General features: G+C 29.3%; 30 protein-coding genes. 29 read left to right on the forward strand and 1 reads right to left on the reverse strand.

Annotation, left to right across the window (positions count from 1 at the left end):
• The first annotated feature begins 615 nt into the window (after window positions 1-615).
• The 13 genes from LJD34_RS05605 to LJD34_RS05665 all read left to right on the forward strand — a co-directional run bounded on the left by LJD34_RS05605 (window position 616) and on the right by LJD34_RS05665 (window position 11,131).
• On the forward strand, window positions 616-744 hold the full coding sequence (locus LJD34_RS05605; RefSeq protein WP_317989751.1) for a glycoside hydrolase family 125 protein: 129 nt from the start codon (window positions 616-618) through the stop codon (window positions 742-744).
• Between the two features lie 54 nt (window positions 745-798).
• Window positions 799-1,254 carry a glycoside hydrolase family 125 protein gene (locus LJD34_RS05610; protein ID WP_227359407.1) on the forward strand — a complete coding sequence of 152 codons (456 nt, stop codon included), beginning with the start codon at window positions 799-801 and terminating at the stop codon, window positions 1,252-1,254.
• Between the two features lie 366 nt (window positions 1,255-1,620).
• Window positions 1,621-3,093 (forward strand): anthranilate synthase component I family protein, encoded by a 1,473-nt coding sequence (locus LJD34_RS05615; protein WP_227359388.1) that lies wholly within the window; start codon window positions 1,621-1,623, stop codon window positions 3,091-3,093.
• Window positions 3,077-3,655, forward strand: a complete 579-nt coding sequence (locus LJD34_RS05620; RefSeq protein WP_227359389.1) for an anthranilate synthase component II — start codon at window positions 3,077-3,079, stop codon at window positions 3,653-3,655. The genes LJD34_RS05615 and LJD34_RS05620 overlap by 17 nt, the downstream gene beginning before the upstream one ends.
• The gene (gene trpD / locus LJD34_RS05625) at window positions 3,648-4,655 is read left to right on the forward strand and encodes an anthranilate phosphoribosyltransferase (protein ID WP_227359390.1); all 1,008 of its coding nucleotides are present in this window, start codon (window positions 3,648-3,650) and stop codon (window positions 4,653-4,655) included. The genes LJD34_RS05620 and trpD overlap by 8 nt, the downstream gene beginning before the upstream one ends.
• A gap of 11 nt (window positions 4,656-4,666) precedes the next feature.
• A complete protein-coding gene (trpC, locus tag LJD34_RS05630; RefSeq protein WP_119363772.1) occupies window positions 4,667-5,458 on the forward strand; it encodes an indole-3-glycerol phosphate synthase TrpC in 792 nt (263 codons plus the stop codon).
• Window positions 5,445-6,038: a phosphoribosylanthranilate isomerase gene (locus LJD34_RS05635; protein WP_175301621.1), complete on the forward strand. Its 594-nt coding sequence runs from the start codon at window positions 5,445-5,447 to the stop codon at window positions 6,036-6,038. Before trpC ends, LJD34_RS05635 begins: the two co-directional genes overlap by 14 nt.
• A complete protein-coding gene (trpB, locus tag LJD34_RS05640; RefSeq protein ID WP_032090617.1) occupies window positions 6,028-7,209 on the forward strand; it encodes a tryptophan synthase subunit beta in 1,182 nt (393 codons plus the stop codon). Before LJD34_RS05635 ends, trpB begins: the two co-directional genes overlap by 11 nt.
• A complete protein-coding gene (trpA, locus tag LJD34_RS05645; RefSeq protein ID WP_227359391.1) occupies window positions 7,202-7,975 on the forward strand; it encodes a tryptophan synthase subunit alpha in 774 nt (257 codons plus the stop codon). The genes trpB and trpA overlap by 8 nt, the downstream gene beginning before the upstream one ends.
• A gap of 115 nt (window positions 7,976-8,090) precedes the next feature.
• Window positions 8,091-8,534, forward strand: a complete 444-nt coding sequence (spoVAC, locus tag LJD34_RS05650; protein ID WP_032090615.1) for a stage V sporulation protein AC — start codon at window positions 8,091-8,093, stop codon at window positions 8,532-8,534.
• The gene (locus LJD34_RS05655; protein WP_147579459.1) at window positions 8,512-9,516 is read left to right on the forward strand and encodes a stage V sporulation protein AD; all 1,005 of its coding nucleotides are present in this window, start codon (window positions 8,512-8,514) and stop codon (window positions 9,514-9,516) included. Before spoVAC ends, LJD34_RS05655 begins: the two co-directional genes overlap by 23 nt.
• The gene (gene spoVAE, locus LJD34_RS05660) at window positions 9,513-9,863 is read left to right on the forward strand and encodes a stage V sporulation protein AE (RefSeq protein ID WP_032090613.1); all 351 of its coding nucleotides are present in this window, start codon (window positions 9,513-9,515) and stop codon (window positions 9,861-9,863) included. Before LJD34_RS05655 ends, spoVAE begins: the two co-directional genes overlap by 4 nt.
• The gene (locus LJD34_RS05665; RefSeq protein ID WP_227359392.1) at window positions 9,860-11,131 is read left to right on the forward strand and encodes a spore germination protein; all 1,272 of its coding nucleotides are present in this window, start codon (window positions 9,860-9,862) and stop codon (window positions 11,129-11,131) included. Before spoVAE ends, LJD34_RS05665 begins: the two co-directional genes overlap by 4 nt.
• 68 nt (window positions 11,132-11,199) lie before the next feature.
• Here the strand turns inward: LJD34_RS05665 and LJD34_RS05670 are convergent, their stop codons facing one another.
• Window positions 11,200-12,021: a hypothetical protein gene (locus LJD34_RS05670; protein ID WP_227359393.1), complete on the reverse strand. Its 822-nt coding sequence runs from the start codon at window positions 12,019-12,021 to the stop codon at window positions 11,200-11,202.
• A gap of 93 nt (window positions 12,022-12,114) precedes the next feature.
• Between LJD34_RS05670 and LJD34_RS05675 the strand changes: the two genes are divergently transcribed.
• From LJD34_RS05675 to LJD34_RS05750, 16 genes are all read left to right on the forward strand, one after another.
• Window positions 12,115-12,843 (forward strand): segregation and condensation protein A, encoded by a 729-nt coding sequence (locus tag LJD34_RS05675; protein ID WP_032090610.1) that lies wholly within the window; start codon window positions 12,115-12,117, stop codon window positions 12,841-12,843.
• Window positions 12,843-13,421 (forward strand): SMC-Scp complex subunit ScpB, encoded by a 579-nt coding sequence (gene scpB, locus LJD34_RS05680; RefSeq protein WP_227359394.1) that lies wholly within the window; start codon window positions 12,843-12,845, stop codon window positions 13,419-13,421. The genes LJD34_RS05675 and scpB overlap by 1 nt, the downstream gene beginning before the upstream one ends.
• Entirely contained in the window at window positions 13,408-13,923 is a 516-nt protein-coding gene (locus LJD34_RS05685; RefSeq protein WP_022001848.1) for a DUF5662 family protein, read from the forward strand. The genes scpB and LJD34_RS05685 overlap by 14 nt, the downstream gene beginning before the upstream one ends.
• Window positions 13,924-13,994: 71 nt before the next feature.
• Window positions 13,995-14,885, forward strand: a complete 891-nt coding sequence (locus tag LJD34_RS05690; protein WP_227359395.1) for a LysR family transcriptional regulator — start codon at window positions 13,995-13,997, stop codon at window positions 14,883-14,885.
• Window positions 14,886-15,016: 131 nt separating this feature from the next.
• Complete coding sequence (locus LJD34_RS05695) at window positions 15,017-16,234, forward strand: iron-containing alcohol dehydrogenase (RefSeq protein ID WP_022001846.1); 1,218 nt, start codon at window positions 15,017-15,019, stop codon at window positions 16,232-16,234.
• Window positions 16,235-16,378: 144 nt separating this feature from the next.
• A complete protein-coding gene (locus LJD34_RS05700) occupies window positions 16,379-16,552 on the forward strand; it encodes a hypothetical protein (protein ID WP_167693747.1) in 174 nt (57 codons plus the stop codon).
• A gap of 58 nt (window positions 16,553-16,610) precedes the next feature.
• A complete protein-coding gene (locus tag LJD34_RS05705) occupies window positions 16,611-17,963 on the forward strand; it encodes an MATE family efflux transporter (protein ID WP_147579460.1) in 1,353 nt (450 codons plus the stop codon).
• Window positions 17,964-17,974: 11 nt separating this feature from the next.
• Window positions 17,975-18,394, forward strand: coding sequence for a PPC domain-containing DNA-binding protein (locus LJD34_RS05710; RefSeq protein ID WP_022001844.1), 420 nt, complete (start codon window positions 17,975-17,977; stop codon window positions 18,392-18,394).
• Between the two features lie 11 nt (window positions 18,395-18,405).
• Window positions 18,406-19,326, forward strand: coding sequence for an aldo/keto reductase (locus tag LJD34_RS05715; RefSeq protein WP_032090605.1), 921 nt, complete (start codon window positions 18,406-18,408; stop codon window positions 19,324-19,326).
• 95 nt (window positions 19,327-19,421) lie between these two features.
• Window positions 19,422-20,567, forward strand: a complete 1,146-nt coding sequence (locus LJD34_RS05720) for a DUF2812 domain-containing protein (protein WP_227359396.1) — start codon at window positions 19,422-19,424, stop codon at window positions 20,565-20,567.
• A gap of 154 nt (window positions 20,568-20,721) precedes the next feature.
• Window positions 20,722-21,114 carry a hypothetical protein gene (locus LJD34_RS05725; RefSeq protein ID WP_227359397.1) on the forward strand — a complete coding sequence of 131 codons (393 nt, stop codon included), beginning with the start codon at window positions 20,722-20,724 and terminating at the stop codon, window positions 21,112-21,114.
• A gap of 79 nt (window positions 21,115-21,193) precedes the next feature.
• Entirely contained in the window at window positions 21,194-21,475 is a 282-nt protein-coding gene (locus tag LJD34_RS05730) for a hypothetical protein (protein WP_227359398.1), read from the forward strand.
• A 78-nt stretch (window positions 21,476-21,553) separates the two neighbouring features.
• Window positions 21,554-22,471, forward strand: coding sequence for a calcium/sodium antiporter (locus LJD34_RS05735; RefSeq protein WP_227359399.1), 918 nt, complete (start codon window positions 21,554-21,556; stop codon window positions 22,469-22,471).
• Window positions 22,472-22,508: 37 nt separating this feature from the next.
• Entirely contained in the window at window positions 22,509-23,507 is a 999-nt protein-coding gene (locus LJD34_RS05740; RefSeq protein ID WP_227359400.1) for a D-alanyl-D-alanine carboxypeptidase family protein, read from the forward strand.
• Complete coding sequence (locus tag LJD34_RS05745; protein WP_147579465.1) at window positions 23,500-24,054, forward strand: hypothetical protein; 555 nt, start codon at window positions 23,500-23,502, stop codon at window positions 24,052-24,054. The genes LJD34_RS05740 and LJD34_RS05745 overlap by 8 nt, the downstream gene beginning before the upstream one ends.
• Window positions 24,047-24,550, forward strand: coding sequence for a hypothetical protein (locus tag LJD34_RS05750; protein ID WP_052010927.1), 504 nt, complete (start codon window positions 24,047-24,049; stop codon window positions 24,548-24,550). Before LJD34_RS05745 ends, LJD34_RS05750 begins: the two co-directional genes overlap by 8 nt.
• Window positions 24,551-24,579: the final 29 nt, after the last annotated feature.

The following is a 24,579-nucleotide window of genomic DNA, read 5'->3' on the forward strand; positions in this document are numbered from 1 at the left end:
AATAAAATTGATTTTTAAAAAGAAAAAAATATAATAAGTTTCGTAGACAAGTCATGAACAGGTTTTTCTTCCTTAAATATTTTTTTGACAACAACATTCTAAATTTGTACATAGACTTGAAGTTAAGACCGAATGGTCTTTTTTTATTTCTATATGAAATAATTGTAGAAATAAATACCATACTTATTATTTATATATCCTAAAAAATAGCGATAAAAACTACTTTTTTTAAATTTTAGGAGATGTAATCGCTTTTATTTTTTAAATTATGACAATAAAATTGATTTTTAAAAAGAAAAAAATATAATAAGTTTTGTAGACAAGTCATGAACAGGTTTTTCTTCCTTAAATATTTTTTTGACAACAACATTCTAAATTTGTACATAGACTTGAAGTTAAGACCGAATGGTCTTTTTTTATTTTATAAAATAAAATTTGATTGAATAAAGAAAAGGATGATGTTTTACCAATAATTTAAAATATATATTTTTTTTATTTCATTATATAATAAGAAAAAGAGGAGAAAATTAATAGGACAATACAAATAGAAAAAGTATTAAAAGAGGCAGATTATGTTTTAAAAGGCAATCCCCAATTATTAAAAATGTTTAAACAATTGAAACAACTTTAAAAAAGATGAATGATGATGAAACTTTTATCATTACAGGAGACATTCCCGCCATGTGGTTAAGAGATTCTTCAGCTCAAGTGAATCACTATTTACCTTTTGTAGCTCAAGATTAAGAATTATCAGATCTAATTGCTGGACTTATTAATAAATAAGTTCAATGTTATGGAATTTATTTACATCCTCAGTTTGGAAAAATATACGCTTATGAAACGGATGGCTTCGGTAATTATTGTTTGATGGATGATGCTAACGTACCATCTTTACTTTCTATGCCTTATTTAGGCTATTGTAAAAAGGAGGATACACTTTATCAACATACACGATCATTTATTTTAAGTCATCATAATCCTTATTATTATCAAGGAACCTGTGCAAGTGGTATCGGTAGTCCACATACTTCTAAAAATTATATTTGGCATATTGCTTTATCAATGCAAGGATTAACAGGGACTAAAGAAGAAGCTAAAAAAATGATTAATTTGATTTTAGAAACAAGTAATAATGAAGGATTATGTCATGAGGGATTTAATAAGGATGAACCAAGTGAATATACAAGATTTTGGTTTGCATGGGCTAATTCATTGTTTGCAGAATTGGTATATCAAACATATTTTGTAAAATAAAAGGATATGCCTAAGTGTACAAAAAATAAAACATTATTTAATAATGTTGACTTTATTTTTAAAACCGATTTATAATACATACAATAAGTGAAACCGATGAAGTGGAGATAAAAATAGAACGTGCACTTATAGAGAGTTTGGATGGTGGAAGCAAACAGAACGCAGTCTATTAAATGGACCACTGAGGGCAAAAGGAAAGGCATTAGCTGAGTATTTTTTGACGTAAGGCTTACGTAAGTAGTCATAGATGTGATAGCATCTAGTAAAGTGCATGAGTGTATCATGAATCAAGGTGGCACCGCGGACACAACCGTCCTTGAAAGTTTAACTTTCAAGACGGTTTTTTTAATTATTAGGGGGAATTATATGTATTATCCAAGTTTAGAAATGTTAGAAGAAATGGATCTTAGTCAGTCTGATTTAGTTCCAATAAAAAAAGAAATCTATAGTGATATGATTACACCTATAGAATTAATGAGAAAATTAAAACAATATTCTAAACATGTTTATATGTTAGAAAGTCATGAAGATAAAAATAAATGGGGAAGATATACTTTTATAGGATTTGATCCTAAAAGCGAAATTACTTGTTATAACAAGATGATGAAAGTGGATGATAAGATTTTTAAAGTGACACATCCCAAAGAATATATTAGAAAAGTTTTAAATGAACATCGTAGTTTAAAATTAGAGGGTTTTCCTACTTTTACAGGAGGCTTAGTTGGTTATTTTAGTTTTGATTATTTCAAATATAGCGAACCTTCAATTATTAAAAATCAAAAAGATAATGGTTTTAATGATGTTGATTTAATGTTATTTGATAAAGTTATTTGTTTTGATCATTTTAAGCAAAAGTTGATTTTAATTGTTAATATTGGAACAAATGATTTACAAAAGAATTATAAAAAAGGAATCAAAGAATTAGATGAATTAGATTATATTATTAGAAAACATGTTAAAACACTTGTTCAACCATTAAAATTATTAGAAGATTTTAAACCAGTTCTCTCTAAAGAAGAATATTGTCAAATGGTTGAAAAAGGTATTGATTATATTAAAGAAGGTGAGATCTTCCAAGTTGTTTTATCAAATAGACTTTATGCAAAAGCAACAGGTTCATTATTTGATAGCTATCGTGTTTTAAGAACAACGAATCCATCACCTTATATGTTCTATTTTGCAAGTGATAATATTGAAGTAGCTGGAGCTTCTCCAGAAACTTTAATTAAATTGGAGGAAACAAAGTTAACAACTTTTCCAATTGCTGGAACGAGAAAAAGAGGAAAAGATGATCAAGAAGATCAACAATTAATAGATGATTTATTAAAAGATGAAAAAGAATTAGCTGAACATAATATGCTCGTTGATTTAGGAAGAAATGATTTAGGAAGAATTTCTAAATTCAATAGTGTACATGTGGTATCTTATATGGATATCTTAAAGTTTTCAAAAGTTATCCATATAGCAAGTGTTGTTAGCAGTGAAATTAAAGAAGAATATGGTGCTTTAGATGCAGTTGATGCTTTACTTCCTGCAGGTACTTTATCAGGAGCACCAAAGATCAGGGCATGTCAAATCATTAATCAATTAGAACAAAATAAAAGAGGTATTTATGGAGGAGCGATTGGTTATTTAGATTTTACAGGAAATATGGATCTATGTATTGGTATTCGTTTAGTTTATAAAAGAAATAATGAAATTTCTATTTGTAGTGGTGCAGGAATTGTTTATGACAGTGTTCCTGAAAATGAATATCAAGAATGTTTAAATAAAGCAGGTGCGGTTGTTGAAGCAATCAAGATGGCAGATGGAGGTATTGATTATGATTCTACTCATTGATAATTATGATAGTTTTGCTTATAACCTTTATCAATTGATAGGTTCAATCGATGAAGATATCAAGGTTATAAGAAATGATGAAATGACAGTTGAAGAAATAGAAGAACTTCAGCCATCATGTATTATTATTTCACCAGGTCCAGGGAAACCGAGTGAAGCGGGTATTATTGAAGAAGTTGTTCAAAAATGTTATACGAAATATCCTATTTTGGGAGTTTGTTTAGGGCATCAAGCAATTGTTGAAGCTTTTGGAGGAACAGTAAGTTATGCTCAAAGCGTCATGCATGGAAAGTCTTCAATAATTAAAGTAGATACTACAAATCCAATTTTTAAGGGAATCGGGGAAAAGACAGCAGTGGCTAGATATCATAGCTTAGCTACTAAAAAAGAAAATTTACCAGAATGTTTGAAGATTATAGGGGAAAGCGATGATGGTGAAATCATGGCAATCAGTCATAAAAACTATCCTGTTTATGGGTTACAGTTTCATCCGGAGTCGATTTTAACAAAAGAAGGTAAAAAAATAGTTGAAAATTTTTTAAAGGAGATACAAAATGATTAGGGAAGCAATTATTAAATTATCAAAAAAAGAAGATTTAACATATCAAGAAGCTTATGAATGTATGAATGAGATCATGGATGATCAAGCTTCTGATATTCAAAAAGCTGCTTATTTAACAGCACTTTCATTAAAAGGTGAAACAATTAATGAAATAACTGCAAGTGCTAAAGGAATGAGAGAACATTGTGTGAAGTTATTGAATAATCAAGATGTTCTTGAAATTGTAGGAACTGGAGGAGATGGATCAAATTCTTTCAATATTTCTACAACTTCATCTATTGTGATTGCTAGTGGTGGTGTTAAAGTTGCTAAGCATGGAAATCGTGCAGCAAGTTCAAAAAGTGGCGCAGCAGATTGTTTAGAAGCTCTTGGAGTGGATATTACAATCAATGAAAAAAGAAGTAAGGAATTATTAAACGATATTAATATTTGTTTCTTATTTGCTCAAAACTATCATTTAGCGATGAAATATGTTGCACCAGTAAGAAAAGAACTAGGTATTCGTACAGTCTTTAATATTTTAGGACCACTTACGAATCCAGCAGGAGCGACTTATCAAGTAATGGGAGTTTATGATGGATCATTAGTTGAACCACTTGCTCAAGTTTTAAGTAATTTAGGGGTTAAAAGAGCTATGGTGGTTTATGGAAGAGATGGTTTAGATGAAATCTCAGCATCTAATGAAACTTTTGTTTGTGAAATTAATGAGAATCAATTTAAAACATATACAATTTCACCTGAACAATTTGGTTTACAAAGATGTTTAAAAGATGAACTTGTTGGAGGAACTCCAAAAGAAAACGCTCAAATTACACGAGATGTTTTAAATGGTAAACAAGGTGGACCTAGAACAGCTGTCTTAATGAATGCGGGGGCAGGTTTATATATTGGTGGTAAAGTTGATTCTTTACAAGCAGGAATTGATTTAGCAGCAAAGTTGATTGATAGTGGAAAGGCAAATGAAAAACTAGAAGAGTTTATAAAAGAATCAAACAAATAGGAGCGTATATTATGATTTTAGAAGATATTGTTGAAAGTACAAAAGAACGTGTTGAAACAAATAAAAAACGTCATTCAATTTATGAATTAAAAGAAAAAGCCTTTGCAATGCCTATTGACCAAAGTTTTCCTTTTAAAAAAGCTTTAGAAAAAGATGGAATGTCTTATATTTTAGAAGTTAAAAGACATTCACCATCAAAAGGACAAATTGTTTCCACTTTTGATTTTAAAGCAATTGCGAAAGAATATGAAATGATTGGAGCAGATGCTATTTCAGTAGTAACTGAACCTGATTATTTTAAAGGGGATGATGATTTTTTAAGAGAAATCAAACGTATTGTGAAAATCCCTGTTTTAAGAAAAGATTTTGTTGTAGATGAATATATGGTTTATGAAGCTAAAATCTTAGGAGCAGATGCAATTTTATTAATTGCAGGTGTTTTAGATGAAATTACATTAATGCGTTGTGTTAATTTAGCACATAATTTAGGTATGTCAGCAATTGTTGAAACACACAGTTCAATGCAAGTAAAAAAAGCGTTGCGTGTAGGCGCTAAAATTATTGGTGTAAATAACAGAGATTTAAGAGATTTCAGTGTTGATTTAAATACAACATTAAAATTAAGAGATATGGTCGATGATGATGTTATCTTTGTCTCTGAAAGTGGTATTAAAACAAGAAAAGATATTGAATTATTAGAAAAACATCATGTAAATGCTGTCTTAATTGGTGAAGCTATGATGAAAAGCCACGATAAAAGACATACATTAGAAGTTTTAAAAGGTATTGATGAAGAAGATTAAAATTTGTGGTTTAAAAAGAAGCGAAGATGTTGATTATGTAAATACATATCAACCTGATTATGTTGGCTTTGTTTTTGCGGGAAAAAAAAGAAAGATTACTTATGATCAGGCAAAAGAATTAAAAAAAGGTCTTTTATCTTCGATTCAAGTTGTAGGTGTTTTTGTAAATGAGGATATTTCTTTTGTTGAAAAATTAGTTAAAAATGATGTTATTGATCTAGTACAATTGCATGGTCAAGAAACAAATGAATATATAAAGATTTTAAAACAAAAAATAGATGTTCCAATTATTAAAGCAATTCAAATTAAAAATGATGATTCTTTCAATGTAGACTATGACGTTGATTATTATCTTTTCGATCATGGTTCTGGAGGAACTGGGGAAAGTTTTGATTGGTCTATGTTGAAAGAAGTCAATAAGTCTGTATTTTTGGCAGGGGGAATCAATCTTTCTAATATTGATGAAGCTTTAAAACTGAATGTTTATGGATTAGATGTTTCAAGTGGTGTTGAAACAGATGGCTTTAAAGATAGGGAAAAAATTAAGGAAATCGTAAGGAGAGTTAGAAATGAAAGGTAGATATGGAATACATGGGGGACAGTACATACCTGAAACTTTAATGAGTGAAATTCATAAAATTGAAGAGGCTTATGAATTTTATAAAAATGATCAAGCATTTAATGATGAACTTAATACATTATTAAAAGAATATGCTGGTAGACCATCTTTATTATATTATGCGAAAAAGATGACAGAAGATTTAGGTGGCGCTAAAATCTATTTAAAAAGAGAAGATTTAAACCATACAGGTTCTCATAAAATCAACAATGTATTAGGACAAGCTTTAATGGCTAAAAAAATGGGAAAAACAAGAATTATTGCTGAAACTGGTGCTGGACAACATGGTGTAGCTACAGCCACAGCAGCAGCCTTGCTTGGACTTGAATGTGAAATTTTTATGGGAAAAGAAGATACAGATCGTCAAGCTTTAAATGTTTATCGTATGGAACTTTTAGGAGCTAAAGTACATCCTGTAACTACAGGGACAATGACTTTAAAAGATGCGGTCAATGAAGCAATGAGAGAATGGACAAAACGTGTGGATGATACGATGTATGTTTTAGGTTCTGTGATGGGACCTCATCCATTTCCAATGATGGTGAGAGATTTCCAAAGTGTGATTTCTAAAGAAGCAAGAGAACAAATTCTTGAATATGAAGGTAAACTTCCTACAGCTGTGATGGCTTGTGTTGGTGGTGGAAGTAATGCGATGGGAATGTTCTATAATTTTATCAATGATAAAGATGTAAAACTTATTGGTTGTGAAGCCGCTGGTAAAGGTGTCGATACAGCTTTAACAGCAGCAACAATTGCGACAGGATCATTAGGTGTCTTCCATGGAATGAAATCTTACTTCTGTCAAGATAAATACGGTCAAATTGCACCTGTTTATTCTATTTCAGCCGGTTTAGATTACCCAGGTATTGGACCTGAACATGCTTATTTACATGATACAAAACGTGCGCAATATGTACCAGTTACAGATGATGAAGCAGTGGATGCTTTTGAATACATTGCAAAAACTGAAGGAATTATTTGTGCCATTGAAAGTGCACATGCGATTGCACATGCAATCAAAATAGCACCAACTATGAAAAAAGATGATATTTTAATTGTCTGTCTTTCAGGTAGAGGAGATAAGGATGTTGCAGCGATTGCAAGATATAGGGGGAAAGAAATCTATGAATAGAATATATAAAGTTTTTGAAAATAAAAAAGCCTTCATTGGTTTTTTAACAGCAGGAGATCCTGTAATAGATAAAACAGTAGACTATATTTTAGATATGGAACAAGCAGGGGCTAGTTTGATTGAAATTGGTATTCCCTTTTCTGATCCAATTGCTGAAGGACCAACCATTCAAGAAGCAAATGTACGTGCTTTAAAAAACAAAGTTACAACAGATGATGTTTTTGAAATGGTTAAAAAAGTAAGAGAAAAAAGTGATATTCCTTTATGTTTTATGACTTATTTAAATGTTGTTTTCCATTACGGTTATGATGAATTCTTTAAAAAATGTCAAGAAGTTGGCATTGATGGTATTATTCTTCCAGATTTACCTTATGAAGAAAACCAAGAAGTCAAAGATGTTTGTTATAATTATGATGTTACTTTAATTTCAATGATTGCCCCAACAAGTAAAGATCGTGTTGAAATGATTGCAAAAGAAGCAAAAGGATTTATCTATCTTGTATCGTCAATGGGTGTTACAGGGACAAGAGATAATACTTCATTTGCTAATAATCTTGAAGAAATTATTGAACATATTCGTCAAGTAACAAATACACCAGTAGCTATTGGTTTTGGTATTAATAAACCAGAACAAGTAAAAGAGTTTAAACAATATGCTGATGGTGTCATTGTTGGTAGTGCAATTGTTAATATTATTAAAGAACATGGAAGTCAAGCAGATGAACCTTTAAAAGAATATATTCAATCACTTACAAATGAACTATAAAAGTGCAAGCTAAGTCTTGCCTTTTTATTTTGTTAGTTATATCGAATATCGATAATTTAATTAAAATGTTTATATTCATTGTTTTTGTCTATCCTAAAAATGTGGAGGTAAATCTATGAATATAAAAAAATATAATGAAATTGCAGATAAAAATAAACCACAAAAGCAAGTATTAAAACATACAGCAAGTGCTTTTTTAGTGGGTGGAGTGATTGGTATGATAGGAGAATTTTTTTTAAATCTTTACAAAGAATTATTTTCTTTTAGTGAAAAGGAAGCCACCCCTATTATGTTGATTACTCTTATTTTAATTGCAGCAATACTAACGGGTTTAGGAATCTATGACCGTTTAGGTGATTTTGCAGGGGCAGGTTCTTTTATTCCTATTACAGGTTTTTCAAATGCGATGACTTCAAGTGCAATGGAGGCAAGAAGTGAAGGTTTCGTGACGGGAATAGGGGCTAATATTTTTAAACTTGGTGGAGCGGTGATTACTTTTGGAATTGTTGCTTCATTTGTATTAGGAGGAATTCGTTATGTCATCACCTATTTCTGGTAGTAGTTTTGTTTTTCAAGATGTTTATATTCAAAGTGTTGGGACAACAGCAGGAATTGTTGAACATCAAGGGCCTTTAGGACATTATTTTGATAAACATTATCCTAATCATTATCATCATCATGCAAGTTATGAACAGGCAGAAATTGAAATGCTGAAAGATGCTATCCTTATTTGTTTAAAAAAAGGAAAAGTAAAGAAAGAAGAAATTGATTTATATTTTGGAGGAGACTTAAATAATCAAATTACAGCGTGTTATTATTACGCTAATCATTTACATCGACCTTTTATTGGCTTATATAGTGCATGTAGTACGATTGGACTTGCTCTAGCAAATGCTTCAATTATGATTGAAAATCATAATATTCATAGTGCTATGGCTTGTACAGTTTCTCATAATGCCACAGCAGAAAGACAATTTAGATATCCTTTAGAATATGGTATACAAAGAAAAGAAACGATGACTTTTACGGCTACAGGAAGTGTCGCTGTCTTTTTATCAAATAAACCAAGTCAAATAAGAATTGAATCTATTACTTTAGGAAAAGTCATCGACTTCGATCAATATGACGCTAATGATATGGGGCGTGCCATGGCACCAGCAGCTTTAGATACCTATTTACAACATATGAAAGATCTAAAGAGAGATGGTACTTATTATGATTTAATTTTAACCGGAGATCTTTCTCGTTATGGAAAAACAATTATGAAAGATCTTTTAAAAGAAGAAAATCAAAAGTATAACGAGTATGATGATTGTGGTTGTTTACTTTATGATGTTACTCAAAATGTCTATCAAGGAGGAAGTGGTCCTGTTTGTAATGGACTTGTTAGTTTTGGCTATATTTATCAGATGATGTTAAAAGGAAAGTATCAACGTGTGCTTGTTCTAGCAACAGGGGCTTTGTTAAATCCGGTGATGACAAATCAAAAATTATCGATTCCTTGTGTTTGTCATGGCTATGTATTGGAGGTTGTCAAATGAATTACGTCTTATCCTTTTTGTTTTGTGGGTTTGTGTGCGCTGTTGCTCAACTAATTTATGAATATACTAAATTAACGCCAGGACATATTACATGTAGTTTTGTTGTACTAGGAGCACTGTTAGATTTATTTCATATTTATGATCGATTGATTAAAATTTTTCATGCAGGGGCAATGCTTCCCATTACGAGTTTTGGCCATTCTTTAATGCATGGGGCCATGGCAATGACAAAAGAATACGGGGTCTTTGGTCTAGCAATGGGAATGTTTGATTTAACAGCAGCAGGAATTTCTTCGGCCATTTTATTTGCGTTTATTATTGCTCTTTTCTTTAAACCAAAATCATGAAAAACCCTTCGTTTGATTTAAATGTTAGATATTTAGATTTTGATGGTCGAAAAATTGAAATTGATTATATTTCTAGTTTGTGTTCTGATGAATTGATTGCTTATTTAGTTGAAGGAATTACAAATGCAAAAGGAAAAACTTTAAAAGATTGTTTAAATAATGGAGATGTCAAAGAAGAATTAAATAAAGAAAATTACGAATATGCGATGCTTACAGGTTGTGCAATCGTTAAAGATATAGATAAAAGTAAAGTCTATGTTTTAGATACAAGACATTTTCCTACACGTTCAATCGAAGAACCAGATACAGAAAAATCGGTTAGAGGAAGTAAAGATGGATTTAATGAAAATCTATTAAATTGTGCAGGTTTGATTAGAAGACGTATTCGTACATTAGATTTAGTAATGGAAAAAGTTACGGTAGGTAAAAAAAATAAATTAGATATTTGTTTATGTTATTTAAAAAGTGAAATAGATCAAACCATGTTAAAAAGTATTAAAGAAAGACTTAATGAAATAAAAAATGATGATTTAATTATGACAGATCGTGCTTTGGAAGAATTGATTTTTGACCAAAGTTATAATCCTTTTCCCCTTGTAAGATACAGTGAAAGACCAGATGTGGTTTCTACACACATTCATCATGGTTATCTTGCCATTATATGCGATACTTCAAGTTCTGTTATGATGTTACCTACAACTTTGTTTGAAATTCTAGAACATGTTGAAGAACATCGACAAACACCTATTATTGGTACTTTTATTCGTTTAATTCGTTTTAGTGCTGTATTTCTTTCGATTTATTTGGTTCCTTTATGGATGTTGATTGTAAATCAAGGAAGTGTCAGTCTAAAAAAATTATTTTCAATTATTTTAGTTGAACTGGCAGTAGAGCTTTTAAGAATTGCAACCATTCATACGCCCAATTCTATTTCAAATACGATGGGGATGATTGCTGCTATTTTACTAGGAGAATTTGCGATTGAACTCGGTTTTTTTTCAGGAGAGATTCTTTTATTTGTATCTATTGGAGATGTTTGTGGTTTTGCCACACCTAATTATGAATTATCTTTAACCAATAAATATGTAAAAATATTTATGATTCTATTTTCGGGATTATTTGGTTGGCTAGGCTTTATTGCTTATCAAGTTATTTTATATATGTATTTAATATCATTAAAACCTTTTGGCTTTTCCTATCTTTATCCATTAATTCCTTTTAATGGAAAAGATTTACTCCAATTCATTATTAGAGAACCTAAGAAATAAAAATTTTATTAAATTAATCAAATGATTATAGTTTATCAAAAAACAGAGGTTAAATATGAACCTCTGTTTTAAAATAAAGTAAAAATAATTAAACTACATGTAGCAATAGCAACAGCTGGTGGATCGATATGTGTACCACAATCTGTATTGAGCACCATCCCAAAAATTAATCCAATAAAATGAGCAATGATACCAAAAAGAACAGCAATCAAAATATTACCTGTTTGTGCCATTGCATAACCTACAACAAGAGTTGTATGGTGTGTAGCAGGGAAAGCAGGGTCACTTAAAGCAAAGATAAGTGTTAAAGCACTAATGGAAAAACCAATTGTATAAAGACCTGTTTCTTTTGCAAAATAAGCCATAACTGTTGATACAGCTAAACCAATTAAAAATTGAAATCCCCAAAATGAAGGAGATGCTTTTTCTAAGAAATCTAAATTCTTTTCATTATATGTATCTTCTTGATTGAATAAGATTCTTCCTAAAACTCCTACAAGAATAACCGAAACTGCTCCGGTATCTACCGGAAATGAAAAATAATTTTCAAAAGCAAAAATCAAATAACCTAAAACCCCACCGATAGCACCTACGAGTAAAACCTTTGGATCATTGGTAAAAGCAAGTGATCTAGAAGTTTCAACGCCTCTTATTTCATGTTTTGTTCCTGCATAGGCAGTTGCAAGTCCTGCAGCGTTAAAGATAATACATGGTAAAAATAAATTATTTGATAAAGCTTCATTTAAAAATGTGGTATTAACACCAACATGTTCTAATAAAAATATAAGGAGACCGACAAAACCTGTACAAATAAAGGTTTGTGTTCCACCAATTAGTGTTCCTAAAATTCCTGCAAAAAAAGCTAATATAATTGATGATAATGAAAACATTTTATAACCCCTTTCAGGCGTATTATATAGGAAATAATCAACATAATAAATACAAAATATAAATTTATGTTATAATACCTAAGAGGTGAAACAATGGAATATCAAGTTATATTAGATGATTTTCAAGGCCCTTTAGATTTATTGTTACATTTAATTAAAGAAAAAGAGATGGATCTACAAACACTTGAATTATCAGTTATTACAGATCAATATTTACAATATATACATATGATGGAATCATCACAACTTGAAGTGATGTCTGAATATTTAGTCATGGCTGCACAGCTTATTGAAATGAAAAGTAAAATGCTTTTACCTAAAGAAAAAGTACAAATTGAAGATGAGTATCAAGAAGATCCAAGAGAAGCACTCATTAGAAGACTTATTGAATATAAAAGATATAAAGATGTTTTAGACGAGATTCAAGAAAAATATGAAAAAAGACAATCTATGTTGATTAAACCCTCTAATAATATGGAAGAATATGTCATTGATACTTCAACAATGATTCCAAAGGGGTTAGAAGTATATGATTTAATGAAGGCTATGCAAAAAATGTATCAAAGAAAAATGTTATCACGACCATTAGATACACATATTTCTAAAAAAGATATTTCCATTGAACAAAGAAGTGATCAAATTAGAAATTATTTTAAAGTAAGAGTTAATAAAAGGGTAAAATTAGATGAATTATTTGATAGAGGAGATCGTTATTATTTTATCGTGACATTTTTATCGATTTTAGTTTTAGCTAATGATAAAGAAGTTGAAATTATCCAAGAAGGATTGTTTGATGATATTTATGTAGAGGGGAAAGAGTAATGGAAGATTATAATAATATTATAGAAGGTATCCTTTATCTAAATGGTGATGAAGGTATTGATATAAAAGAATTATCACTGATTTTAGAAATTTCTAAAAAAGAAGCTGTGGAAGCTATGGATCATTTTATAGAAGCTTATTCAAAAAGAGGCTTTGATGGCCTACAAGTTGTTGATTTTGGTGGTAAATATAAACTTGCAACGAATCCTCAATATTTTCCTTATTATCAAAAAATGGTAGAACAATCAAAAACAACACTTTCTCAAGCAGCTTTAGAAACACTCGCTATTATTGCTTATAATCAACCAATTACTCGTGCTAAAGTTGAAGATATTAGAGGAGTTGGTTGTGATGGCATGATTAGAAAACTCATTGCTAAAGCACTTATTAAAGAAGTAGGCAGAGAAGAAAGTCCAGGACTTCCTATTTTATATGGGGTAACGAATGAATTCATGGATGCTTTTTCACTGGCTTCTTTAGATGAACTTCCTGAATTAGGGGATATTGTAGAAACTGAAAGTGATGAAGATATATTTGCGACAAGATATCAAGAAGGTGATTTAAGTGAAACTGATTAATCATTTGAAAACAATTAATAAACATAAATACTATGTGACAATGCTTTGTTTTAAATGTGGTTTATATAAACAAGGATTACTACATGATTTATCAAAATATTCGCCAACTGAACTAAAAACAGGCGCTAAATATTGGGTAGGGACGCGTTCACCTAATTCAATTGAAAGAGAAACGATTGGTTATTCTACTGCCTGGTTACACCATAAAGGAAGAAATAAACATCATTGGGAATATTGGGTTGATTTTTCAAGAGAAGGGGTTGTTCCTGCCAAAATGCCTACAAGGTATGTTGTGGAAATGTTTTGTGATCGAGTAGCAGCAACAATGGTTTACCGTGGAGAAAATTTTGATGTATCGGCTCCTTTAGATTATTATAATAAGACACATGGTTATTATGTCATTCATCAAGAAACAGATGCAATGATTAAAGATATGTTAGTTCATTTATCTAAAAGTAATTTAGAAGAAACAATTGATTATATTAAAGAAACTTATTTATAAATTCTATGTTTTGCATAGAATTTTTTTATAGAAATGATATAATAGTTATATTATATTTAAGGAGCTTGAAGATGAATTTTTTACATTTAAAATATTTAATAGAAGTTGAAAAATATGAATCTATTTCTAAAGCAGCACAGCATCTCTATATTAATCAACCACGTTTATCTAAAATTATTAAAGAAATAGAAGAAGAAGCTAATATAAAAATCTTTGAAAGACATAATAAAGGGGTTGTTCCAACAACTAAAGGAAGAGAATTTTTATCACAGGCTAAAAAAATTGTTCAAGAAGTAGATTATTTAAAAAATATGTATCAGGATGATCCTCATAAATTGAATTTAGATATTTGTGTTCCTCGTTCAAGTTACATCTCAGAAGCTTTTATTGAATATTTAAAAATGGATAATAATATGAAAAAGGAATTGAATCTAAATTATCGAGAAACGAATTCATTTGATACGATTCAAAATGTTTATGATGGAGAAAATAATTTAGGAATTGTACGTTTTCCTTTAAGAGATCAAGATTATTATTTCAATATTTTAAATTTAAAAGAATTGACTTATGAAAAACTATTTACTTTTGATTATCAAATACTTATTTCAAAAGATAATCCTCTTAAAGATAAAGAAATAAGTATTAAAGATTTAAAGAAACAAATTGAATTAAAACACGGAGATATACATATTCAAGATGGAAAACAAGAACATCATAAACAAATGAATATCTATGAAAGAGGAATTCAATTTGAACTTTTAAATGAAATTCCTGAAACTTATATGTGGGTAGCTCCTATTCCTAAAAAGCTTTTAAAACAAAATGATTTTGTTTTAAAAGCATGTAAAGATAAGAAAATACCATATGTTGATTATTTAATTTATCGAAAAGGATATGTTTTATCAAAAGAAGATCAAAATTTTATAGAATGTTTGAAAAATGTAATCGAACAAGTGAAGTGAAAAAATGCACATGTAATGTGAAAAAAATAACTTGATATATAAAAAAAGGCATATCACTATGCCTTTTTAGTATCTAACCAAAAATAAATGTAAGTGCTATCATTAGAGATAGGAAAAGAGGAGAATAAGTTATGCAAAGATTTACATTACCTAGAGATTTATATCATGGAAAAGGTGCTTTAGAAGCCCTTAAAACATTAGAAGGAAAAAAAGCTATTGTATGTGTTGGTGGAGGATCAATGAAACGTAATGGTTTTTTAGATCGTGCTGTTAACTATTTACAAGAAGCTGGAATGGAAGTTAAATTATTTGAAGGTATTGAACCAGATCCATCAGTTGAAACTGTTATGAAAGGTGCAGCTGTTATGGAAGAATTTAATCCAGATTGGATTGTTGCCATGGGTGGAGGTTCACCAATTGATGCAGCAAAAGCTATGTGGATTAAATATGAATATCCAGATATCACATTTGAAGATATGTGCAAAGTATTTGGTATTCCAAAATTACGTAAAAAAGCTCATTTCTGTGCTATCCCATCTACTAGTGGTACAGCAACAGAAGTTACTGCTTTCTCAATTATTACAGACTATAATAAAGGAATTAAATATCCTATCGCTGACTTTGAAATTACACCAGATGTTGCTATTGTTGATCCTGATTTAGCTGAAACAATGCCAGTTAAATTAGTTGCTCATACTGGTATGGATGCAATGACTCATGCTATTGAAGCATATGTTTCTACAGCAAACTGTAATTATACAGATCCACTTGCTATTCATGCAATTGAATTAATTCAAGCTAACTTAGTAAAATCATATAATGGAGATATGGCAGCAAGAGATACAATGCATGATGCTCAATGTTTAGCTGGTCAATCATTCTCTAACGCTTTATTAGGTATCGTTCACTCAATGGCACATAAAACAGGTGCTGCTTTCGTTGATCAAGGTGGACATATTATTCATGGTGCAGCTAATGCAATGTATTTACCAAAAGTTATTGCTTTCAACGCAAAAGATCCAACAGCTAAAAAACGTTATGGTGTCATCGCTGATTACATGCATTTAGGTGGAGCAGATGATGATGAAAAAGTTGCTTTATTAATTAAATATTTAAGAGGTATGAATGATGAATTAAATATTCCTCATGGAATCAATAAATATGGTGCAGATGGTATGCCAGCTGAAACTGGATTTGTTCCAGAAGATATCTTCTTAGCACGTGTTGATGAAATTGCTGATAATGCAATTGCTGATGCATGTACAGGATCAAACCCACGTATTCCAAACCATGATGAAATGGTTGCTTTATTAAAAGCTTGCTACTATGATACAGAAGTAGATTTCTAATAGAATAAATGAGGTCCTAAATAGAGGACCTCTTTTTTATGTATATATACTATAAATACGTTTTTTAGGTGTTTAATTCATACTTATGAAAACAATATTTCTTTTATTTATCTATAATAAAGATAGATAAAGGGGGTAGCTATTATGAAGTATGCAATATTAGATGGAAAATTAACTCATATTTCTAAAGTGAAAAAAGGAACAATTGCCAGAGTTTTTGGATACAGTGATGATTTAGTAATAGCTGTAGGTGGTAGGGAAAGAAAATATTGGAAATATTTAGATGTGAAACGTACAAGAATGTATCAAGAATTATAGGAATAACATTGTTTATTCCTTTTTTTGTTTGTATAATAGAATTATTGGAGGTTATAGGATGAAATATGGAAATGAGATAAAAAATATATGTCATCTTGCATGGCCTGCTATTATTCAAGAAGCAATGAATACGGTAGTGACTTATGTAGATACAGCGATGGTTGGTTCTATGGGAGCAACAGCTTCTGCAGCAGTTGGTTTAACATCTACTGTTACTTGGTTGTTAGGAAGTATTTCGGTTGCCTTTGGAGTGGGTGTCTTAGCCGTATGTGCTCAATCAGATGGCGCTAAAGATTATAAAAAAGTACAGATTGCGGGTCAACAAGCCTTATTTATTTCTTTTATTATAGGATTGATAACAACTATTATTAGTATCATAATTGCTCCATTTTTACCTGGTTGGCTCAATGGTGCCAAAGAAATAAGGCATGATGCTTTTTTATATTTTTTAATTGTATCAGCACCATTTATATTTAGAACATTTATTATTATTCTCTCTTCAACTTTAAGAGCTGTTAAAGATATGAAAACACCAATGATGATCAATGTTTATATGAATATAATCAATATCATTTTAAATTTCTTTTTAATTTATCCGACAAGAAAGATATTTGGTATAACTGTTTATGGAGCTGGTTTATCTGTAGCCGGAGCAGCGATAGCTTCAGCTATTTCTTATATTGTTGGAGGAATTTTGATGTTTAGACATTATTATCAAAATAAAATCTTTGATTTTAAACATACAGGATTTCATTTTCATAAACCAGTATGTTTAGAATGTTTAAAAATTTCTATTCCTGTTGTTATGGAAAGAAGTGTTATTTGTTTAGGACATGTTACTTTTGCTTCGTTGATTGCTAAATTAGGAGTTGTTTCTTTGGCAACACATTCGATAGCAATTCAAGCAGAACAAGCGTTTTATGCACCGGGGTATGGTTTCCAATCAGCAGCAAGTACACTCGTAGGAAATGCTGTTGGTGAAAAAGATGAATCTAAAGTTAAAAGAATGACGTATCTTACATGTGCAATTACTTTAAGTATCATGGCTATTGCTGGTGTTTTATTATTCATAAATGCTCAAAATATTATGTCGATTTTTACTCCTGATCAAAAAGTTATCGCTTTAGGAACTAGGGTATTAAGGATTGTTTCTATTAGTGAACCAATCTATGGTATCTTGATTATTTTAGAAGGAACTTTTAATGGAATGGGGGATACCAAAGCACCATTTGTATTTTCTTTGATTACGATGTGGGGAATAAGGATTTTTGGTTCAATGCTCATGATCAATGTCTTTTCATTTGGACTTGAAAGTGTTTGGATCATGATGGTTTTAGATAATATTTCTAGATGTTTATTATTATCAACACGTTTTTTGAAAGGAAAATGGAAATATCGGGTTTATCAATAGGAGGAAAGAAAATGAAATATAAAAAATTTGAAAATACAATTATCGCAAGAATTGATAAGGGTGAAGATATTGTTGAACAAGTTAAAAATATTGCTTTAAAAGAAAATATCAAACTTGCAAGTATTCAAGCTTTAGGTGCAATTAATGATTTTACAGTCGGTGTTTTTAAAACAAAGGAAAAGAAATATTATGCTAATGAATTTAAAGGTGATTATGAAATTGTATCTCTTACGGGAACTATTAATACAATGAATGGTGAATATTATAGTCATATGCATCTATCTGCTGGAAATGATCAAGGAGAAGTTTTTGGTGGTCATTTAAATAAAGCAATTGTTTCAGCAACATGTGAAATGGTTATTCAAGTCATCAATGGACAAGTAGATCGTTACTTTGATGAAGAAATTGGTTTAAATTTATTAAAATTATAAAGGAGCTATCTATGGAATATTTAACATTACCACAAACGGATTTAAAGGTATCAAAGATTGCTTTAGGATGTATGAGAATTGCTGATAAAAGCATTGAAGAAGTGGAAGAACTTGTCAAAACTGCTCTAGAATCAGGAATTAATTTTTTTGATCATGCAGATATTTATGGTGGAGGAAAATCAGAAGAATTATTTGGTGAAGTATTAAAAAGACATCCTGAATATAGAAAACAGATGATTATTCAAACAAAGTGTGGTATTGTTCCTGGAAAAAGATATGATTTTTCTAAGGAACATATCTTAAAATGTGTCAATGAATCATTAGAAAGATTACATACAGATTATGTAGATATTCTTTTGCTTCATAGACCAGATGCTTTATGTGATCCTCAAGAAGTTGCTGAAACTTTTAATGAATTATATGAAGCTGGAAAAGTTCATTATTTTGGTGTTTCTAATCACACACCTTTACAAATAGAATTATTAAAGAAATATTTAAAATATCCAATTATTATTAATCAATTACAATTATCAATCGTTCATTCAGTAATGATTGATTCAGGATTAAATATGAATATGAAAGAAGCATTTGCGCAAGATAAAGATGGTGGTGTTTTAGATTATTGTCGTTTAAATGATATTACGATCCAACCATGGAGTTCAATCCAAGCTTCTTGGGCGGAAGGAACTTTTATTGATCATCCAAATTATCAAAAATTAAATGATGTTATGCAACAATTAGCTCATAAATATCAAGTAACTAAACCAGCAATAGCGATTGCTTGGTTACTTCGTCATCCTGCACATATGCAACCAATCGTAGGGACAACATCCTCTCAACATTTAAAAGAAACAATTAAAGCATGTGATTTTACGCTTACAAGACAAGAATGGTATGATCTCTATCTTGCAAGTGAAAAACCACTACCATAGAAAGTTGCTTAGGCAACTTTTTATATACTTTATAATAAAAATAATATTTGTTGAATGAATATAATATATTGATATAATAAAGATGGGTGATGTTTATGAAATATAAAAGAATATCTACAAAAGATTATTTAGTAAATGAAGATCAATTTATTGATTTATTAGAAAATAAAGCTTTAGAAGGATGGTATTTAAAAAATATAAGTCTAAATTTTTTAACATTTGAAAAAAGAACACCACAAAGAAAGCATTATAAAATATATTATAAACAAATAAATAAAGATATAAAAGAAGCAGGATGCCGTATTATTGTTAATTATTTTGGGTTACAAGTAGTAGAAGTTGAAGATCTTTTTGCTCAACCTTTAAAACAAGATGTAGGTGATAAAAAAGAAATCTTATCAACGATCTATAATTTTACAACTCATTATTTTTTAATGATCATGGCCATTGTTTTATTAATTGCTTATCAACCTTTTAAAATACATGGGTTGCCAAGTTTACCTTATTTGACTTTTTATTTTGGTACTTATTTATTTTATACTGCTGTAAGTCTTATAAGCTTCTCTTTGTTCTTTTTTGGCTTATGTAATCTATCACATTTAAAAAAAGAAATGAAAAATAAGCCCTTTTATTTAGAAAATATTTTTAATACTTTATCTAAAATAAATCTTTATGTTGGGATTATTTTGATTTTATTAGATTTATTAAAACAAAATGGTTTCAAATCATTTCTGATTTTACTTATTTCTTGGTTAATTGGTTATCTTGGACATCTTTATAAAGAAAAACATCAAAAATCTAATGCGATTGTTTATCTTTGTGTTATTGCTACAATTGCTTTAAGTTTGTATGACCATCCAGCAGATGGCGATCCTTATAGCGCTATTGAACCTGTCCAAAGCTTGCAACAACCTTATAGCTATGAAGATGGTGGAATGTTATATCAAGGATATTCTATTGAAGGGGATCATGGAATGATGGAAGGCTATTATAAAGGATATACGTCAGCTATTTCAAAAGGTATTTTTGAATATCAAGTAGAAAATATTTTTAAAAATAAAATAGCTTATAAAAAAATTATTCAGCAATACCCTCTGATAACTCAAAAAGATAGTGATTTATGTTTTAAATATAAACAAAAATATGTTGTATTAAAGGGTCAAGAAGTTTTTTATATCAATAACAAAGAAGGATTACCACTTTCTAAATATATTAAATATTATCAACGATTAAAGATCTAAGAATTTCTTAGATCTTTTTTGTATTAAAATAATAAAAATAATATTGATATATAAATAATATAATAATATAATAAAAGTAAGGAAAAGATAAATTACATCTCTAGGCAAATAAAGTATTTATTAGAATACATGTAGAAAGGAATGTGAGATTTATATGAAGATAATAGATAAAGTATGGGTCTTTGATTATTTAATGGAAATTTTTATGATCATGACCATGGTTTGTGGTCAAAGCTTACTTACGAATTCTTTAAATTCTTTAGGATATATTAGTATTCATATTAGTTTTATTATTTATTGTTTATTTTATTTTTTACCTATTTTATATTTTATTGCCTTATGGAATAGTGATGCCATAGATTATCGAAAAAATATAATTTTACTTATTATCTTATTTATCTTTAATAAATTATTTCATGGAAATCAAGTTCAACTTTCTTTTCCATTACCTGCTATAGATTTTTATGTAGTTATTTGTTTAATTATAACGATAGTATTTTATATAAGGAGAAAAAATGATGAAAGTAAAACTCATTTTAAGTCTTGATCAACTAGAAAAAGCATATAAGGAATATAAAAAAGCCTTTCGTTTTTCTGGGTTATTCTTTGGTATTCATTAAGAAATAATGGAAGATAAAGATTTTGAAAAATATTTATATTTTTCAAGTGATAAAGTTGAATGTTATGATATAGAAAAACATCAGCTTTTTGAAATAGACTATGATGATTTTTATGAAGTTGATCTATCTTTAAAACAAAAGGTAGTTTGTATGTTAGTAACAACAAGAAATCAACAATATTCTTTTGAATGTAAACAAGATGCACGTTTTTTACAAATAATTGATCTTTTTGAACAAAAGAAAATAAGATATATAGATAGAAGTCATTTTATTTCAATCAAGCGATAATCATTGAAAGAAGGGAAATTTACCCTTCTTTTTCATTTAATGAATAAATCTTAATAGAATGAAAACAGGAGGGATAAAATGATTTATTCGCTTATTGTACTAACAGCAGGCTTTTTTGTTTTAGTGAAAGGAGCGGATTGGTTTGTAGATGGAGCATCTTCACTGGCAAGTATTTTTCATGTTTCTCAATTAGTTATTGGATTGACGATTTGTGCGATGGGAACCAGTTTGCCAGAGGCAGCTGTTTCATTAGTAGCAGGGTTAAAAGGAAATTCAGGAATTACCATTGGGAATGTTGTTGGAAGTAATATTTTAAATATTTTGATTGTTTTAGGAATGAGCGCTTTGATTACAAAAATAAAGATTGAAAAATCAACATTGTTCATTGAAATTCCTTATATGTTGCTTTCAAGTCTTGTTTTACTTGTTATGGGAAAAAGTCAACAAGTTGTATCATTTCAAGAAGGACTTATTTTAATAGGTATGTTTATCATTTATTTACTTTATTTGTTTTGGCTGTCACAAAAAGAAAGTGAGGAGGAAGTTTCTACACAATACTCTTTTATAGGATGTGTGTTGTTGATTGGTTTAGGCATCTTTTTTGTTATGATTGGTAGTCAACTGGTTGTTAAAGCAGCCACTCAAATAGCTTATTGGTTACATTTTTCTCAAAGATTCATCGGTTTAACGATTGTTGCTTTTGGAACATCATTGCCTGAATTAGTAACCTCTTTACAGGCAGCTAGAAAAGATCATGTGGGTATTGCGATTGGAAATATTGTCGGAAGTAATATTTTTAATATTTTATTTATTGCTGGAGGTGTTTCTTTAATTTGTCCAGTACCTTTTGAAAGTAAATTTATTATAGATATGTTTGTAGCTATAGGAAGTGGTTGTTTATTATGGCTTTTAACGATTTATCGACATGAATTAAATAGAATAGGTGGTCTTTTGATGTTACTTTCCTATGTAGTGTATTTAATCTATTTGTGTTAAATGGAAAGAAGAAACATAGAATGATATAGGTGATATAATGAAATTATTGATTAGTTTTTTGATGATTTTTCAAATGATTTGTACCAATGTCGAGTTTTATGGTAAGAGTTATATTGTATATGATAGTTTAAATCAATATGTTGTAGAAGGCAGAAATATAGATTATTTACAAAGTGTTGCTTCAATTTCTAAAATTATGACTGCCATCGTTGTTATTGAAAATAGTCGCTTAGATAAAAAGATTACAGTTGATGAAACGATTAATAAAGCTTATGGGAGTTGTGTCTATATACATATAAAAGATCAAATTACGATTCAAGATCTTTTATATGGTTTAATGCTTCGAAGTGGGAATGACTGTGCTTTAATGCTGGCTAAAAGTGTTGGTGGAAGTGTTGATCGTTTTGTGGAAATGATGAATGAAAAAGCTAGAGATATAGGAATGAAACAGACACATTTTTCGAATCCTTCAGGTTTAGATGAAGAAGATGAAGGAAATTTATCAACAGTTAAAGAAATGGCGATACTTTATCGTTATTGTTGCCAAAACCCTCTTTTTAATCAAATTGTTAAAACAAAAGAGTATAAAAGACTAGATGGAAAAGGTTATTGGCATAATAAAAATCGTCTTTTAAAAGAATACCCTTATTGTGTTGGTGGTAAAACAGGTTATACCAAAAAAGCCAAAAGAACATTGATTACACGAGCTATAAAAAAACAAGTTGATTTAATTATTGTTACTTTTAATTGTGGAAATGATTTTGAGTTTCATCAAAAAAAGTATGAGGAATGTTTTAAAAATTATGAAAAACTTGTGTTGTTTGATAAAGGGGTTAGAAATATTAAAGGAAACTGGTACTTGTTTGAAAATGATTTGTTGATGTCAAAAGAAAAGGATGAAAGTGTAAGTTATTTGATTCATAATGAAGAAATGTTTATTTATAGAAATCAAACGTATATTAAAAAAATTAAATTAAAGAGATATCGGTTTAGAGATTTTTATTTAATGATCTTAAAGGATCTAGTTTATGAATAAGATCTTTCATTATGGAATTATTCTTTTTATTATTGTTGGTTTGATTTTTAATAAACAAGAAGCCATGTTAAAAGCTCTTTTACAAACACCTTTTGATGTCTTTGAACTTTGTAAAACACTTATTTTAAGTATTTGTTTATGGAATGGTTTGTTAAAAATCATTCAGGCTTCAAATATGGTGAATCATTTAAATTTTCTATTTAAACCACTATTACGTTGGATCTATGGACGATGTATTCAAGATGAACAAATCTATCAAGCACTATCTTCAAATTTGATTGCTAATCTATTAGGACTTGGAACACTTGCTACAATGAGTGGTTTACAAGCAATTTCTAAATTAAAAGAAAAGAATTATCCTCTTCAAATAAAAATACTCGTAGTAATCAATACGGCAGGCTTTTCTATTTTACCAACTACCATGATGACAATTAGACAAAATTATCATAGTCAAAATATTTTAGCTTTTTATCCTTATAGTTTATTTATTGGTTTTTCAATTACAATTATAGGAATTGTTATTATTAAGGTGATTGAACATGTCTAATTTAATTCTACTTATTATTTTATGGAGTTTTTTAGAATGTGCTTATAAAAAAATACCTATTTATGAAGAATTTATTACAGGAGTCAAAGAAGGAATGCATTATTTAATGATTCTTTTTCCTTCTTTAATGCTTCTTACTTTATGGGTCAATCTTTTTTTAAGTAGTGGTTTTATCTCTTTAATAGGTACTTTCTTTATTCGATTTTTTTCAATTCCCCTTGATTTATTATTAATGGCTTTTACAAGACCAATAAGTAGTCAAACTTCTCTTATTATTTTAAAAAGAATTTATGATCATTATGGAATAGATCATCTTTATAGTTTAATGGGATCAATTTTACAAACTGGAAGTGATACAACTTTATATGTTGTCTCTTTATATTATGGAAGTATTCATTTAAAGAAGTATAGCTATACATTATGGTTAGGCTTTTTCTTAGATTTTCTTTCATTTGTTTTTATGCTTTGTTTTTATTATTTAGGAATGATTTCGTAAGTTTTTAATATATTGGAATAAAAGGAGTT

This window comes from Faecalibacillus sp. MSK20_93 (assembly GCF_020589945.1).
Lineage (GTDB): Bacteria > Bacillota_I > Bacilli_A > Erysipelotrichales > Coprobacillaceae > Faecalibacillus > Faecalibacillus intestinalis.

Excerpts from the sequence above, each read along its gene's own strand:
- LJD34_RS05615 (WP_227359388.1), top strand. The coding sequence starts at position 1,621 with ATGTATTATCCAAGTTTAGAAATGTTAGAAGAAATGGATCTTAGTCAG.
- LJD34_RS05620 (WP_227359389.1), top strand. The coding sequence starts at position 3,077 with ATGATTCTACTCATTGATAATTATGATAGTTTTGCTTATAACCTTTAT.
- trpD (WP_227359390.1), top strand. The coding sequence starts at position 3,648 with ATGATTAGGGAAGCAATTATTAAATTATCAAAAAAAGAAGATTTAACA.
- trpC (WP_119363772.1), top strand. The coding sequence starts at position 4,667 with ATGATTTTAGAAGATATTGTTGAAAGTACAAAAGAACGTGTTGAAACA.
- LJD34_RS05635 (WP_175301621.1), top strand. The coding sequence starts at position 5,445 with ATGAAGAAGATTAAAATTTGTGGTTTAAAAAGAAGCGAAGATGTTGAT.
- trpB (WP_032090617.1), top strand. The coding sequence starts at position 6,028 with ATGAAAGGTAGATATGGAATACATGGGGGACAGTACATACCTGAAACT.
- trpA (WP_227359391.1), top strand. The coding sequence starts at position 7,202 with ATGAATAGAATATATAAAGTTTTTGAAAATAAAAAAGCCTTCATTGGT.
- spoVAC (WP_032090615.1), top strand. The coding sequence starts at position 8,091 with ATGAATATAAAAAAATATAATGAAATTGCAGATAAAAATAAACCACAA.
- LJD34_RS05655 (WP_147579459.1), top strand. The coding sequence starts at position 8,512 with ATGTCATCACCTATTTCTGGTAGTAGTTTTGTTTTTCAAGATGTTTAT.
- spoVAE (WP_032090613.1), top strand. The coding sequence starts at position 9,513 with ATGAATTACGTCTTATCCTTTTTGTTTTGTGGGTTTGTGTGCGCTGTT.
- LJD34_RS05665 (WP_227359392.1), top strand. The coding sequence starts at position 9,860 with ATGAAAAACCCTTCGTTTGATTTAAATGTTAGATATTTAGATTTTGAT.
- LJD34_RS05670 (WP_227359393.1), bottom strand. The coding sequence starts at position 12,021 with ATGTTTTCATTATCATCAATTATATTAGCTTTTTTTGCAGGAATTTTA.
- LJD34_RS05675 (WP_032090610.1), top strand. The coding sequence starts at position 12,115 with ATGGAATATCAAGTTATATTAGATGATTTTCAAGGCCCTTTAGATTTA.
- scpB (WP_227359394.1), top strand. The coding sequence starts at position 12,843 with ATGGAAGATTATAATAATATTATAGAAGGTATCCTTTATCTAAATGGT.
- LJD34_RS05690 (WP_227359395.1), top strand. The coding sequence starts at position 13,995 with ATGAATTTTTTACATTTAAAATATTTAATAGAAGTTGAAAAATATGAA.
- LJD34_RS05695 (WP_022001846.1), top strand. The coding sequence starts at position 15,017 with ATGCAAAGATTTACATTACCTAGAGATTTATATCATGGAAAAGGTGCT.
- LJD34_RS05700 (WP_167693747.1), top strand. The coding sequence starts at position 16,379 with ATGAAGTATGCAATATTAGATGGAAAATTAACTCATATTTCTAAAGTG.
- LJD34_RS05705 (WP_147579460.1), top strand. The coding sequence starts at position 16,611 with ATGAAATATGGAAATGAGATAAAAAATATATGTCATCTTGCATGGCCT.
- LJD34_RS05710 (WP_022001844.1), top strand. The coding sequence starts at position 17,975 with ATGAAATATAAAAAATTTGAAAATACAATTATCGCAAGAATTGATAAG.
- LJD34_RS05715 (WP_032090605.1), top strand. The coding sequence starts at position 18,406 with ATGGAATATTTAACATTACCACAAACGGATTTAAAGGTATCAAAGATT.
- LJD34_RS05720 (WP_227359396.1), top strand. The coding sequence starts at position 19,422 with ATGAAATATAAAAGAATATCTACAAAAGATTATTTAGTAAATGAAGAT.
- LJD34_RS05725 (WP_227359397.1), top strand. The coding sequence starts at position 20,722 with ATGAAGATAATAGATAAAGTATGGGTCTTTGATTATTTAATGGAAATT.
- LJD34_RS05730 (WP_227359398.1), top strand. The coding sequence starts at position 21,194 with ATGGAAGATAAAGATTTTGAAAAATATTTATATTTTTCAAGTGATAAA.
- LJD34_RS05735 (WP_227359399.1), top strand. The coding sequence starts at position 21,554 with ATGATTTATTCGCTTATTGTACTAACAGCAGGCTTTTTTGTTTTAGTG.
- LJD34_RS05740 (WP_227359400.1), top strand. The coding sequence starts at position 22,509 with ATGAAATTATTGATTAGTTTTTTGATGATTTTTCAAATGATTTGTACC.
- LJD34_RS05745 (WP_147579465.1), top strand. The coding sequence starts at position 23,500 with ATGAATAAGATCTTTCATTATGGAATTATTCTTTTTATTATTGTTGGT.
- LJD34_RS05750 (WP_052010927.1), top strand. The coding sequence starts at position 24,047 with ATGTCTAATTTAATTCTACTTATTATTTTATGGAGTTTTTTAGAATGT.